Source organism: Dietzia sp. IBK-p2-16D, from assembly GCF_057773085.1.
Map to the genome: position 1 here is coordinate 250,186 of NZ_JBYMTL010000004.1, position 14,182 is coordinate 264,367.

At 59.9% G+C, this 14,182-nt stretch carries 10 protein-coding genes; 2 read left to right on the forward strand and 8 right to left on the reverse strand.

Features of this window, described 5'->3' with window-relative positions; all coding sequences use genetic code 11:
- Nucleotide 1: 1 nt before the first annotated feature.
- From AC3DE3_RS10990 to AC3DE3_RS11025, 8 genes are all read right to left on the reverse strand, one after another.
- Nucleotides 2–1,984, reverse strand: coding sequence for a DNA cytosine methyltransferase (locus tag AC3DE3_RS10990; RefSeq protein ID WP_488369981.1), 1,983 nt, complete (start codon nucleotides 1,982–1,984; stop codon nucleotides 2–4).
- A gap of 81 nt (nucleotides 1,985–2,065) precedes the next feature.
- Nucleotides 2,066–4,129: an AIPR family protein gene (locus AC3DE3_RS10995; RefSeq protein WP_488369982.1), complete on the reverse strand. Its 2,064-nt coding sequence runs from the start codon at nucleotides 4,127–4,129 to the stop codon at nucleotides 2,066–2,068.
- A 1-nt stretch (nucleotide 4,130) separates the two neighbouring features.
- Entirely contained in the window at nucleotides 4,131–5,114 is a 984-nt protein-coding gene (locus AC3DE3_RS11000; RefSeq protein WP_488369983.1) for a PD-(D/E)XK motif protein, read from the reverse strand.
- Nucleotides 5,111–7,990, reverse strand: coding sequence for a Z1 domain-containing protein (locus tag AC3DE3_RS11005; RefSeq protein ID WP_488369984.1), 2,880 nt, complete (start codon nucleotides 7,988–7,990; stop codon nucleotides 5,111–5,113). Before AC3DE3_RS11005 ends, AC3DE3_RS11000 begins: the two co-directional genes overlap by 4 nt.
- Nucleotides 7,987–9,462, reverse strand: coding sequence for an ATP-binding protein (locus AC3DE3_RS11010; RefSeq protein WP_488369985.1), 1,476 nt, complete (start codon nucleotides 9,460–9,462; stop codon nucleotides 7,987–7,989). The genes AC3DE3_RS11005 and AC3DE3_RS11010 overlap by 4 nt, the downstream gene beginning before the upstream one ends.
- A 117-nt stretch (nucleotides 9,463–9,579) precedes the next feature.
- Complete coding sequence (locus AC3DE3_RS11015) at nucleotides 9,580–10,026, reverse strand: very short patch repair endonuclease (RefSeq protein WP_488369986.1); 447 nt, start codon at nucleotides 10,024–10,026, stop codon at nucleotides 9,580–9,582.
- 259 nt (nucleotides 10,027–10,285) lie between these two features.
- Nucleotides 10,286–10,963: an Rv3169 family protein gene (locus tag AC3DE3_RS11020; protein WP_488369987.1), complete on the reverse strand. Its 678-nt coding sequence runs from the start codon at nucleotides 10,961–10,963 to the stop codon at nucleotides 10,286–10,288.
- Nucleotides 10,964–10,980: 17 nt separating this feature from the next.
- Nucleotides 10,981–12,135, reverse strand: coding sequence for a phosphotransferase family protein (locus tag AC3DE3_RS11025; protein WP_488369988.1), 1,155 nt, complete (start codon nucleotides 12,133–12,135; stop codon nucleotides 10,981–10,983).
- 316 nt (nucleotides 12,136–12,451) lie between these two features.
- On the opposite strand from AC3DE3_RS11025, the gene AC3DE3_RS11030 reads away from it, so the two are divergent.
- Together AC3DE3_RS11030 and AC3DE3_RS11035 are read left to right on the forward strand one after the other, a co-directional pair.
- Nucleotides 12,452–13,432 (forward strand): LLM class flavin-dependent oxidoreductase, encoded by a 981-nt coding sequence (locus tag AC3DE3_RS11030; RefSeq protein WP_260486513.1) that lies wholly within the window; start codon nucleotides 12,452–12,454, stop codon nucleotides 13,430–13,432.
- A gap of 15 nt (nucleotides 13,433–13,447) precedes the next feature.
- Nucleotides 13,448–14,131, forward strand: a complete 684-nt coding sequence (locus AC3DE3_RS11035) for a trimeric intracellular cation channel family protein (protein WP_488369989.1) — start codon at nucleotides 13,448–13,450, stop codon at nucleotides 14,129–14,131.
- Nucleotides 14,132–14,182: the final 51 nt, after the last annotated feature.

The window sequence follows — 14,182 nt, forward strand, 5'->3', positions numbered from 1 at the left end:
TTCAGAATAGGGAAGTAGGCGTCTCGTTCACGCCGTTGGCGTAGAGGCAGTGGTCGCGCAGTGGGCAGAACTCGCAGACCGGGTTGTCGGCCAGACAGACCGAAGCAGCTAGCTCGACGAGCCCTAGCTGGGCATGACGTGAAGCCTCGCCGAGACCGATCAACCTAGCCACCGCCAATCGGCCATCTGTCAGTTTATTCCGCTTGTCGACGTCGTTTCCTAAGAATCGGCTCGCAACTCGGAGCACGCCCCTGCCGGTGAGGACGGGTTCCTCGGAACCTTCACCTTGACCTTCGGCGTCGACGGTCGGTAGCGCGAGCTCGGCAAGATCTGCCACAGCGACCGGAATCGCGGGAAGCTTCGTGCGATCAATGGTCGGGGCCCACAGCGCGAGCGGATGGTCTGCCATTTGAGCTGTTAGTTCCCGGAGCTGTTGCACTCGGGCTGACCTGCCCACTCCGTCTGCCATGTAGCCGAGACGATCAATCAGGGGGGCACTGGGCAGAGATCCCTCTTCGATGTCGAAGTCCTTCAGGACAGAGTAGAAAGAGATGGCGGTCGTCGGGGAGGCTCTGGTGCCCAGTACTTCGCTGGCGACGAAGACCCAGCGCGAGTCGGATCGAAGCCAAGGTAACGCCAGTTCACCGTCACGTCGCGCCTGGAACCAATCGGCAAGCAGGGTCCCAATCTCTCGGGTGGTAAACGGAACCGTGTAACCGGCCGCGAGCGCCGATCTAATCGACTTGCCCACCGCGGCGGCGACCATCGGGGGTACCGCGTTACCGATTTGCTTGAACGCCGCAGACGGGGGGCCCGAGAAGCGGAAATGATCGGGGAAGGACTGGATGCGAGCCGCTTCGCGGACGGTCAGTGTCCTAGGCTGGCGAGGGTGAATGTACCAGTAGCCATCCTTAGCGATGTGTGCGGTAATCGTTCTTGACAGATCGTTCTCATCAAGACGCTTGTACTTGTCGTCGAAGATGTCATTTCGGTAGCGCTGATGCTCGGGAGCCAGGTCCGAGTACTTCGTCTTGTGGGTCATCGACTCGAAAGCGGCCCGGTCGTCATCTCGGACCGGACGGGTGATGTGATCAAAGATCTTGCTCTCGTCGCCCGGTGCAACCCCCTCACGCATCCTGTGCTGATAACCGGTCACGGGGCCCTCATAGTCCGCCCATCCGTGCGCACCGCCCTGGGGTCGCCAACCGCCCTCGACCTCAGGGAGGTCACCGATCGCATTCCACAATGTTGTCTTGTCCGGGGCATCGGACGGCCACTCGAAAGCCACCCCGTCCCGAAGCGCGACAACGAGGAGTCGCTGCCGCATTTGGGGCACGCCGTAGCGCCACGATTCCACGATCCGAGTATGGACCGAGTACCCGTCTTGCTCCAGCTCCTCTACTATCGAGCGAAAAATGAACATCTCGCGGTCGAGCGCCAAGTCGGGGACGTTCTCCATGAGGATTGCCCGGGGGCGTGCACTGGTCGCGATTTCGAGAAATGACCGCCAAAGATCGCGCCGCTCATCGTGGGGGTCTCTTTCCCCAAGTTCGACCCGGTGCCGGATCATTGACCGGCCGGCCTTCGAGAAGGGCTGACAAGGAGGCCCGCCGGCAAGTATTTCTATCTGGGCCTCTCTGACAAGACGTGCGACTCGCTCTACAACATCCGGGTCCGCTAGATCCCAGTCGAGAGATAGGCCTGCGAAGTGGTGCGCGTGTGTGGCTACTGCGGCGTCGTAGTGATCGGCCCCGATCACCACGTTGTAGCCGGCCTCTTCTAGACCGAGGCTGATCCCGCCGGCGCCCGAGAATAGATCAGCGGCCAGATGTGCACCCTGACGACGAAGGGCGCGAGCAAGTCTCTCGAACTCACCGACCTCGGACACGTGGTGCTGATTTGGCGGAAGGTCGAGGAACGGTCCGCGGATGAGCTTCACCCCGTAGGGCGAAACCACCTTTTGGGGTCCTCCGGTGGCGCTCACGTTGACCATGCTATACCGCTCCGATCGACCCCCAAAACCAGTGCGCCGACGAAGGGGGCGGGGGGCCTACGCCGATGCATGCTAAACCGATATAGCAACGCCACTTGGAGGAGCGAAGCCGAGTCTCATGGCCTCGCGAAGTATTTTTTCGCCGTGAAGGGCTTGCTTGCGTGAATGCTCCCGAGAATTCGCTACGTTACGGCTCAGGCTAAACGCGAGACTACGCTGCCAACTTTGCAGGTTTCCCGTCTGCTTCGCCCACGAGCTCAACTCAAACCAGTCCGCTTCGGACAAGGGGCTGATAAATGCAATCGCAGCCCGATCGGCGTCGCTGAGGACATCATCGACGCTGTTCGGCGCACTCCCGGCACGGGACTTTCCGGTCTTCAGCAGTAGATTCTTAAGGGAAGTGTTTGGATCCCACTCGATTGCCTGAAGTCGCTTCCAGCACTCCTCCTTCTTGGCCCACTCGCCCACGTTGCGGTTGCCTGCACTCGAAATCAGCTCCGAGTGGATCCGCGGGGCGAGTTCTAGAATAGCGTTCTCTAATGCGCTCGAAATGCGCTGCTTGCGCCATATGTCTTGAAGGTCGATCATTTGCGCAGTTCCCTTGAAGACGCGACTCAATGTGTAGGTGACTGTTTGCGACCGGTAGCCACCGAGGCCCAGGGACGTCACCAGTTTCTCGGCGCTTCTGAAAATGATCGCCTTTGCGATAAGGCTCTCAAAGTACGACTGATCTGGTTCGAATCTACCTCGCCCGTCTAGGCGGAGCATGAAGTCACGAAAGTTCTTCTCGGCGCCGAACGAAACGACCCAAGGGCGAAGATCCCAGGTGTTCTCAAACTTTGCAAGGTCAGTCTTTGTAAATTTTTGGGCAGTCGGATGAAGCTTCTTGAACTCGCGCTGCCTTGCGGGAGTGCGCTCGCGCCCGTATGCATCGGCGTACTGTCCTCGGGCACGTTCATAAAACCAACGTGTGAGCTGGTGAGTGCCGTCTGGGTTCGGCGCCCAGATAGTCCTTGACAGGTTCTCAACCTGGACGTGGAAGGGGTCGTTGGAAGTGAAGTCGGCGGAATTCACTCGATTCTGACTGTTCGCGTACTCGCTAATCTTGGGTACTAGAGTATCGATCTCGCCCGGGTCGACAACTGACAGTTTTGCCTGCACCATAACGTTAGACAAACCGACTTTGTGCTTCGTCATTGCATAGTGAAGGGAGGCCGTCGTTTGTCCTCCGTTCACGATTTGCATTCCCACGATTCGACTAATCCCTATACCATTACCGCCTGGGAGTTCACCCACTTCAACCGACGAAGCAGTCACGGAAATTCCGTTGTTGTACGCGAAGAAGCGGCCCGGCTCATCCCGAAGAGTGTTCTGAATCCCGCGGTTCACCTTGCCGCGAGCCTGTAGGAAAGAGCGGACATTAAGCTCGAGGAGTCGAGGACCAAACTCTTCGTAAACACGAGCCAGAAAATCACCGGGCAGCGCTAATAGATAGGAATTGTAGCTCTCAGCGTCGCCATGTGGACCGAGGCAGGGCAAAGGGGCCGCGGTAAACCTATTGATATCAACTACGATAGGTTCCTGAGGTTGTCCACTCGAACTGAGCCGGTGGAGCCGAGTCAAATCCCAGACGGACAGTCGCAGGCTTCGGTCGTCGAGGGGGTCCAAATCTGGATTGTCAGTTCGAAGTTCACAGTTGGTTGCGATGACGAGATTGACATTTGATACGTCGCTCCACGATTCAAAAATGCGCTGCGCCATATCCCAGCTCTCGGATGATTCCTCGAGGCTCTTGTACAGCCCGGCCACGGAAGCCTCGATAAACCGGCGCATCCACTTGACGGCGTTCTGGAGATCCGTCTTTCCGAAGCGTTCAATAGCTTCTGTCGCACTGTAATGGATGTAGACCAGTGTCAACCTGGACCCATCATCGTTCATCTCGTATCCGGAAGCGCGCATGCCGCGCGCCTGGTATACAGCGTATTGTGGAGTATCAAGTTCCCCAGCCTCGATTAGAATTTCGAAAACGACTTGAGCAAACGCTTCGCTTAGGGTCGTTTCGTTTTCTTCTTCCTCGGCGACGAGCGCGACCGATCGGCGGAGATCTTCGTAGTACGAGGAAACATCTACCGCCATTTTAGACTCCTAATAGTGAAAAGGCCGCATCTTCGCTGACCTCGTACTCGGCGATTGCGGCACAGTCGATTGTGTAACTAACGTCGGAGACGGCTTGCGGAATTCCTCCGGGCGTCAGCCGCGGAAACTCCGAGGTAACCTCGTAAAACCGAGCTTCTCGGACGGTGAAGCGGTGAGGAGCCTCGGGGGAGCCGACATCCAATCCGGAAGCCAGCAACTTGGATTGGAATTCGAGAACCGTTGACGTATCGCTCCCGATAAGATGCAGGCATTCTTTGGCGAGTTCGGACAGACCCATGCCGGAACCGATGGTTCGTTGGTCGAGTTGGAAAAGCGCTACGAACAAGCGCTCAACCGAAGTCAGGTCTAACTGCAGCTCAGAACTGATGACAAGCTTGCCCGGTCCTGTAGTGCGATCTGATTTGATCTCAAGCGCTCCTCCACAAAAATGGAAATCTTGGGAAGCGCGGTCGGGACCCACCCAGCTCGCGACTGCTTCGCTCGGCGGAACGCCCCTAGTCAACAGGGTGCGCACAACTAGCAGCTCTGCGAATAAGCCGGCGGCAAGGCTGGGCCCTAGTGCGCCACGAGTCAGCTCAAAGAATCGGAACCAAGCCTGCGTCCGACTAATCATTCGTCCGATTGCGCCATCGCCAGGGTCGGTGCTGAGGGTCTCCAACAAGTCCGAAATCAAGTCGTCGAACTGGGGCGAGTCATCAGGGGTCAGTTCCAACAAGGTAAGCGAAGCGGATTCGGGAGTTTTGTATTGAACAGTTAGCTCAATACCGGCGGACGAAAGGTGATTGACCACAGGATTACCGATGGCCGCACCCGATACGGATATGTGTACTCGACGGCGCTCCGACGGTTTCTCTCTGTGAAAGTAGATGTCGTGGGGATGGAGGGGGAGCACCCTGCGGTATACGGACCCATTCGCATGAGGTTCCCTTCGCAAATCGGCCCATATGCTTGATAGGTCTGTCACTGGGCGTCTCCGTCGTAGAAATCTTCGCCGAACTCGAGCATGCGGAATATGGTATTAACTTGGAATGCAACCGGTTTGGCGTTCGCCGAAGACGGAAATGAGATCGCGTAACCTAGTAGGGGGACAGGGTTCTCGTCGGGTTTGAGGGATTGCGATTCTCCTTCTTCGTCCTCGCGGGGCTTTAGTTGGATGGGGTATACGATGATGAGCCCCTTCTTGGGATCGCGAGCGGCCCGCTCGCGTAAGCCTGAGGGGCGGGTGGGAGCTTTGTCGGCTTTATTCTTACGCGAACTAGTCTGCCAGTCCTTCGTGGTCTCATCCAGGAGACGCTCCCACGTCGTCGGGTCATCGTCTCTTCTCAAGTCGACGATTTCGTGCGAAGGGGATCCGATGCGTCGGAAGGTGTACCGTGTCGTCCCTTGGTAAGGGGCCTTGGCGAGGGGTGTCCGATAAGTTGGTCCAAAGCTAAACTGTCCTGCCGTGAACGCTCGGTCCGAATTTGCTTTGACGTCTGCGACCGCGACTGTCCAACGCAGCAGTTCATTGTCGGCGTTCCTTGACTTAATGTAATCGGTGAGTATCGACGGCTGGCTGTGGATAGCTGCGGGGTCGCTGCTATAACCCGATAGAAATGACAAGATCTTGTCGGCCGGCGCGTTTCGCCAAACTTTTAGGCCGGATGCATCTCGAACGGGATTCCCCATCCCGTCGATGAGTGATTCGAGTTGGGGCCAGTTTGTTTCACGCGAGCTTTCTAGGATGGAGGTGGTTTCGGTTATCGTTCCTGAAAAGCTTATGTCCACCTTTCGCGCATGACGGAGCTTTGTCGGACTTGTTACCAGCAACCCGTCAGGGTGATGTCGAACTTTCAGGCCGAAATCTATAGGCGTACGTCCCATTGCGGCCATCGCATCGAACTCGGCTTGTAACTCTTCGGTCGCGTACGTGATCGCGCCGTACCAGCTAATAAGCTCTCTGGTGGTATAGAGCCTGCAGACATCAAGATACCCATGCCGGTACCCGAACCACCGTCCCATCTGCATGAGGGTGTCGTACATCTTGCTTGCCCTGAGGTAATAACTTACGGACAGACCTTCGAGTGTCAGGCCCCGCGAGAGCTTATTTCCGCCTACTGCGATTACGGACAGACCGTCCTTGGCCCGGTCGTAGTTTAATGCGTCGTCTGAATCCCCATGCATTTCGTATACTTTGGTCTTGGCTGCTACGTCACCTATGGCACTAAGGAGCTCCGTAATGGTGAACATTTCGCCCACCAACGCAGAGACGTCGGTTGTGTTGATAAGCTTCGAATGCGTTGACTTGAAGTCAGTTTCGTAAAGCCGAATAATCTGCTGTCTAAGTTCGGGGTTGTCACCCTCCCCGTAGAGTAGGCGGTTCTTAATGCTCTCGAGCTGTTCGCTTATTTGCGACGCTACTTGCGCTTGGACTTTGATGAACCTCGTGACGTGAACGAGCATCGAGTGGTGCTTCGTCCCTTGTCCGCGCAGCGAGCGGAGGGCTCCGCCAATTAGGAACGAGAGCATGGCTTCGTTCAGGCTTGCTGGCAGAGGCTCGGAGATGTGGTGGTCAACCTTGTGGCCGTCGGGTACCCAGAGGTCGTAGTCAGCTACAGGCCTAGTTATGGGGAGTGGGTCGACGGCTTCGGCGACCGTGCCGACTGAAGCCGACATTCCGAAGACTCGGGTGGGCCCGATGTAGGTGGAGGGCGCAGGGAGATTAACGATGAAGCTTCGTGGGAAAAGATCTATGCCAGAGTCCGAATGAGTTTTATCGGGTGAAATAAATATGTTGGCAAAAGGGGTGGCGGTATAGGCAACGTACGCCGACTTCTCAAAGGTGTCGAGAAATTTCCTTATGAGACCGTTGATGGTTGTCGGGTCGATGTCGTCCTCATTTTGCCCACGTTTTGGGGCGCTGGTGTCCACACTCGCGTGGTCGGCCTCATCGTCAATCACCAGGACGGGTACGTTTCGAACTGTGCGTCGGCCGGTTTCAGGGTCTTCTTCTTTACGAAGTTCGGTGGCCCAGCTGTACAGATTGTTCAAAATGTGAGCGTTTTTCTTAATGACAAGAACGGTTGGGTCGTTTCCCCCTACGATTACCCCGATGTTATCGGCGACATTGCGGCTGAAATCCCCCTTCTCTTTCGATGAAGTGAAGGAGTTGACCGGAAGAAACCTTTTGCCTAACTTCCCTGCGCCGATTGGTCCGCTGTTCTGGACCACGTCTGATCGGAGGGTGTCCCTGGTGTCGAACCCTAGGATTCCTTGGTCTATTCGAATCTGAGTCTGGCTACGAAGGCTATTGTGGATACCCGCCAGTATGACAACTAGCTTGTATCCGGAATCCAAGGCTTTGGCAACCAGGCCGGTGTAATTTGCGGTCTTCCCAGATTGGACTTGCCCGACGACGAGACCTCGGCGGTCCCACTTCCCCGGTCGCTTGCTGTGTTCTAGACGAGATAGGATATCCGTGGTTGTTTCGTCGATACTCTGAATCGCTTTTTCCGGCAGTCCGGACTCATACTGGAGATACAGCTTGTATCTGTCCCAGAAGTCCCATGCGATTGAGTCCCGTTCGCTTTCGAGCCAAGGAACGTGGTCGCTGTCGTCTGAAAGCGAGGAAGAGTTACCTATGTAAACGTTGAACTCTGCCTCTAGCTCTCTAACCAGTTGCTCGAGTTCGGCAGAGTGCTCGATTACATCGAGCTTAAGGGCCGTGGCGAAAAGATGCACTTCTTCCGCGATTGTTTCTTTGGTGACCGGGGAGCGGCCTTCGAGATTGACAGTTGTCATCGTCCGGATTTTTCTTAGTGTTCGGGCAACGTCGGGCGACCCTTCTACTCCTTTGGTCATGTGAACTCCTCCGTTACGGCTTGAACTATATGCGGGTGATCGACGAACGGCTCGGCTGTCGCAAATCGGTCGATCGCTTCGTGCGGGGCGGTTCCACGCTGTATAGCCTGTTCAATCATTACCCGAAACATCGATTCGACTTCACTTGCATCGTGAGCGAAAGGCTGTTGTGGTTCGTCAATAGATTTGGCAAGCGCTAAACCTATCAGTGGTATGGGTATTGTCTCTTCAATTAATCGGAGTGCCTTTTCGATCTCTTCGCGGTCCTTCTTTGGCTTTTCAAGCAGTGATCCGATTATTGGATGCTGGCGATTGATGCGGTACTTCACACCGTCGCGTACGTTAATTTGCTGCCATGAATGAACGTGGGCTGCTGAGCGTTTTCTGGACGTGGCTTTACCGCGGAAACGGTAGACTTCTTCGGCTTTCCTTCGAGTACTTTTTGCTATGCGTTTCAAGTCGGGCTGTAAGGGGCCGGGTGCTCTTGCGGATGCCTTTTTGACGTCGACTTGCCACAGATGGTCCATGGTCGTGGGGATGTCGATACGAATGCGGGCCAACTTCGTATGTTCGTCTTTGGCAAACCCGAGGTTTAGCCAACTTCCCTCGACCAGCAGGCGGTTACCGCGGTATAGATAGAAACCTTGTAGTTGGTTCCATCCGGTGGCGCCGGCCCCGATCACCCGCTCCTCATCTGTGAGTTTATCTCGGTGCGGCAGAACGTAAGGGGTTACGAGTACCCGTTGTCCCTGGAAGCCAAGTGTCTCGGTGCCCAAGCATTGGGTTGCCGAGTGGGTCTCGAGGAACGGGTCCCAAGGCCGCAGGGGCTTGCCGTTTACGCGCATGACGATTTTGGCAGAGCCGGTTAGAAATCGGTGAAAAACTACCGAAAGGTGGTTGGCGATCCTGTCGATGGTCGCATTGAAGCGATCCTGGGCACGTCTGTCATCTGGATCGACGTCGCCGACGAGCCGGTCGCACTTGGTCCAGGTTATAGCGGTACCGGTAGGAGCCTCGACAGTTGGCACTACTCGGCTGGGCGGCGCCTCGCGCAAGAGCCTCCACTGATTAACCTGCTCCACGGTGTCGAGGTCCCATCGACGTACATACATCGCTGTATTTTCGGCCGATCTTGTTTGGACTGTGAGCTCCCGGGCCTGCGAAAACGATGCGGTTTTGAGGCCTAGACCAAACCGTCCGAGGTCTTTCTGGGAGCGCTCGTCGAGGGGGCTTACACTTCCTGGGCGCATCGCGTTAACCAGTTCGGTTTCGGTCATGCCTCGCCCGTCGTCGACGATGGCGACAAACGACTGCCGGCCGTTCCAGTGGAACTTGATGTCGATAGTGGCAGCGCCCGCTGACACGCTGTTGTCCACGAGGTCCGCTACTGCGGTTTCGGGAGTGTACCCGAATGCTCTGAGTGATTCAATAAGGGCCGCTGCGCGGGGCTCGGCGATGTCCCACTGTGCCACTATCCAGCTCCCTTAACGGCTAGTCGCTGCCTTCGTCGGTTCTCTACCCAATTTGGGTAAGGGTGATCTTGCCTCAGGTGTTCGCTCCCCATTTCCGGCGTGGGCGTTGGTTGCCAGCTAGGACATGCCACGAGCGCCGAGAGATTGGCGCGCTTCTAGAATCGTGGCGGCGACTTCGTTTGGGGGCTCGTGCTCCCAGAAGCGCAGTACTGTCCATCCGGCTTGTCTCAGTTGCCCATCGATCCTTCGATCTCGTTCAGTATTTTTCTGGAGTTTATTATGCCACCACGCTGCATTGGTTTTTGGCATTACGAAGTGTTCGGGGCATCGGTGCCAGAAACAGCCATCGATGAATACGGCGAGCTTCACGCCCCTCCAGCCGATATCCACCCGGGTCGTTGCTGCCGGAAGCGGCCGGAAGTCGACCCTGAACCGTGATCCGCGAGCGTGTAAGGCTCGCCTTACTTGTAGCTCGCATTGGGTCCCAGAGGTTTTTTGGCGTCTCATTCGTGAACTCGTCGCGGTTGACGGGGCGCTGCATGTTGGCTGGCTGAGTTCGCTCATGGCAGGTGCTGATCCGCTTCTCAATCGCTCACGAGCGGCCAATATCTCGGCGTATCCGGGGCGGTGGCGCCCTCCGCTCGGTTGCACAACTGTAGGCGGCAATCCTGCGCCAGTGTCAAGGGCGAAAACTTGTCCATTTCATGATTCCACTAAGCTGTCTGCAGCTGGAGAGGAGAGGGAACGGGGTGAAGCTGTACCTCACCCCGCCATATCACCCCAGTCCGTGAGCCACGTAACCCGAGCCCATGCTCAGCGTGGTTCAGCGTGCGGTGCCCGTCGGGGCTCTCTTGCAGGATGATGACCATCGCGTAGTCGTCGAAGCGCAGCGGGATGTACGTCCACCAGAACCCCTCTCGCGGCTCCGCGGCCCACCGCCCCGGCGGATCCGACTCGCCACTCGGGCGGATCCCCCCGACCGGTCGCGGGTGTCGAGCCATATCGCGGGGTCGACGGCGAAGTCACGGCCGTCGACCGACAGCATCCCCGACCAGCTCCCCACCTGAGCGAACTGGCTGGCGTCGAGCATCGCCCGCGTGCCTTCCAGGAGGACGTGCCGCTCCTCGAGCACCGCGTCGAACGTGCCCTCCCAGCTCATGTCCATCGACAGCTCCGGGTGCTCGCAGCCCCTTCGGAGCCGCCGCTGCGGGTCGATCACCTCGATCCGGTAGTCCCCGACGGCCGGCTCCAGGGATCTGTCTCCCAGTGCGTCGGAGAGCCGCACCGAGCGCTTCGTGTCCCCGTGGCGGACCGTGACGAACGCTTCCAGCACGCCGAGGTTGGGATACACCCCGAACCCGGACACGAGGAAGACATCCCCGGTGCGGTCATGCGCGTTGAAGTAGTAGCGGTCGTAGAAGTTGCGGTCACTCGTACCCACCCGCGCCATGGATTGCGGCATCTGGTGGACGGGGAACTCGTCGAGGGGAACGGGCTTCATCAGATCGGGGTCCCTAGTCAGTCGGCGATGAGCCGAGCGAGCATGGCGTGGTGCAGGACGTAACCGTCCGGGTGGACGGGCGCCTCCTGCTCCCCGAAGTGGATACGACGACGAGTGATCCGCGACAGGATGATGGCCTGCCGCAGCCCGGCGTACACGTGATAGAACGGGAGATCTCGGACGGTGGAGCCGGTGAGTTGCTCGTACTGCTCGACGACCTCGCCGTGGTCAAACAGCTCCGGAATGCCGGGGAAGTCGAAGGCGACCGCGAGCTCCTGGAACAGGTCGTGGAAGTACAGGAACCACCCGAGGTCGACCTCAGCCGGAGCGATGGCCGCCATCTCCCAGTCCAGCACGGCCGTCGGGGTGGTGCCCTCGTAGAGGATGTTGCCGATCCGGGCATCGCCCCAGCTCAGTACGTCCGGCCCGGTCTCGTCGGGCCAGTGCGCCTCGACCCAGTCGAAGGCCCGCTCGATCACCGGGATCCGCAGCCCGTCCTCGCGGGTCGTCCACTCGTAGTACGCGCGCTGCTCGTCCACGTGCGCGCGCAGGGAACTCATGCCCGGCGCGGGCGCGAGCGACGACACCAACTCGGCCGGCTGCGGGATCTGGTGGATCGCCGCCAGCACCGCGACGGACTCGCGCTGGAACTCCCGCCGTCGCTCGGGGGCCATCTCCAGCAACCAGCCGTCGAAGACGTACGGGGGATTGTCGACCGGCGCGCGGCCCGTGGCGCAGTCCATCACCAGGAAGGGCGTGCCGAGGATGGCCGGATCCTGCTCGAGCCAGCGGACCCCGGGGACCGGCAGCTCGGTGTTCTCGCCGACCACCCGCATCACGTCGAACTGCTTGGCCAGGTCGTAGACGGGAAACACCGGGAACGCGTCGTCCTCCGGGCACATCCGGGCGACCAGCTGCGCCGACTGCGGCTCGGCCGCGCCCCCTGTCGAGGCCGGGCCGGCCGGGGTCCAGGTGGCATCGAAGAGAACCGAGATGTTGGACATCCCCGAACTCTCCGGCCTGCTCACCGCCGAGACCTCGACACCTGCGGAGGCGTCGACCTCGTCGCGGGCCGCGAGCCAGGCGGCGAGGCGCTCGCGGAACTCGTCCAGGTCGGCCTCGCCCGAGGTCACCCGTTGGTGGAGTGGTTCGTCGGAGCGTGCGGTGGTCATGCGATCGTCGTCATGTGGTTCGGACCCTTCGTACGGACCTGATGCGCGGGCGGGACCCGCACCCAGCCCAGTGTGATGCACAATCCAGGGGATCCGAAACGCGCATCCCCGCAGTCGCCCACGCGTTCTGGGGCGGTGGACCTCGTCGTCGTCGTACTTTGTCGCCGTACTTCGTCGCAGTGCGTCGCGGTAGTTCCCTGGACCGACAGGGGGTGGGGAGGATCGGTGATCCGTCACCGACATACTCGGATCGGTAGCCTCTGGGCGTGGCCACCATGGCCCTTAATGCAACGGTGAACGTAGAAAGAGGTGTGTTGTGTCGGTCCCCTTGAGCATCCTCGACCTGGTCTCCATCTCGGAGGGCTCCACCGCGCGTGAGGGCATCGCCGCCTCGATGGAGTCCGCGCAGCTCGCCGACCGGCTGGGCTACTCGCGCCTGTGGTTCGCCGAGCACCACAACACCCCCAACCTCGCCTCCAGCGCCACGGCGCTGCTCATCTCCCAGGCCGCGTCGGTGACCGAGCGGATCCGCGTCGGCTCCGGCGGCGTCATGCTGCCCAACCACGCGCCGCTCATGGTGGCCGAGCAGTACGGCACGCTGGCCAACATCCACGGCGACCGCATCGACCTGGGCCTCGGCCGCGCGCCCGGCACCGACGGCATGACCGCCCAGGCGTTGAGCCGCTCGTCCGCGGAGCCGCAGGCCTTCGCCCGGCACATCTACGACCTGCAGGGCTGGTTCGGAGAGGAGGGCACGGCGCGCAGCACCCCGATCCTGTCGTCGGTCTCGCAGAACACGGAGGTGCCGATCTGGGTGCTCGGCTCCACCGTCAACGGTGCGTCGATCGCCGGGCAGCTGGGACTGCCGTTCTCGCTGGCCTCCCATTTCGCGCCCGACCAGATCGACGACGCCATCCGCGTCTACCGCGACTCGTTCAGCACCGAAGCGCCCACCGCGCGGATCGACAAGCCCCAGGTGATGGCCGGCATCAACGTGGTCGTGGCCGACACGGACGAGGAGGCGCAGCGGCAGTTCACCACCCTGCAGCAGATGTTCCTCGACCTGCGGGCCGGGCGCAGCCGCAAGATCCAGCCGCCCGTCGACCCGTCCGAGTTCGCAGGCAGCACCCCCGCGATGCTCGAGATCAGCGCCGTGGGCTCGCCCGCGACGGTCAAGGCGCAGCTCGAGGAGTTCGTCGAGCGCACCGACGCCGACGAGCTCATCACCGTCACCTACGCCTACGACCCGGCCGTGCGGAACCGATCGATCGAGTTGCTGGCAGACCTCTGGTTCTAGTCGCGCGTCGAACCCATGGAATTCCTCACCATACTGTTCCTCATCGGTATCACCGCCGAGGCGATGACCGGCGCGCTGGCCGCCGGTCGCGAGCGCATGGACCTGTTCGGGGTGGTGATCGTCGCGTGCGTCACCGCCATCGGCGGTGGCTCGATCCGGGACGTCCTGCTGGGCCACTATCCGCTCATCTGGGTGGAGCACCCGTCCTACCTCGCACTGGTCGCGCTGGCCGCGGTCGTCACCGTGGTCGTCGCCCCGATCATGCGGCACTTCAGGGTGCTCTTCCTGGGGCTCGACGCACTCGGCCTGACCGTCTTCGCGATCTTCGGTGCCCGGATCGCCCTCGAGATGGGGCACGGCGTCATCATCGCCGTCGCCGCCGCGGTCATCACGGGCGTATTCGGGGGAGTCATGCGTGACCTGCTGTGCGACCGGGTACCACTCGTGTTCCGGCAGGAGCTGTACGCCAGTGTCGCGATCCTGGCCGCGCTCGTCTTCGTGGGCCTCATGGCTGCGGGCGTCCCGGAGAACTGGGGCGCGGCGATCACCCTGGTCGTGGGGTTCGGTCTTCGAGTGGCGGCGATCCGCTTCAAGCTCGGTCTACCGGTGTTCGACTACTACCAGGAGACCGAGCGCCGTCCACGTGGACGTCGTCGGCATCGCTGGAGTATCCGCGGCTCGTCGGAGGACCTGGACTGACACCGCGGACCCCCGGTCGACCGGAAGCGGGCCGGCCCCGCCGCTGGTAGA

Coding starts and splice junctions, on each gene's coding strand:
- AC3DE3_RS10995 (WP_488369982.1), bottom strand. CDS start 4,129: ATGGCGGTAGATGTTTCCTCGTACTACGAAGATCTCCGCCGATCGGTC.
- AC3DE3_RS11005 (WP_488369984.1), bottom strand. CDS start 7,990: ATGACCAAAGGAGTAGAAGGGTCGCCCGACGTTGCCCGAACACTAAGA.
- AC3DE3_RS11025 (WP_488369988.1), bottom strand. CDS start 12,135: ATGACCACCGCACGCTCCGACGAACCACTCCACCAACGGGTGACCTCG.
- AC3DE3_RS11035 (WP_488369989.1), top strand. CDS start 13,448: ATGGAATTCCTCACCATACTGTTCCTCATCGGTATCACCGCCGAGGCG.
- AC3DE3_RS11020 (WP_488369987.1), bottom strand. CDS start 10,963: ATGAAGCCCGTTCCCCTCGACGAGTTCCCCGTCCACCAGATGCCGCAA.
- AC3DE3_RS11015 (WP_488369986.1), bottom strand. CDS start 10,026: ATGAGCGAACTCAGCCAGCCAACATGCAGCGCCCCGTCAACCGCGACG.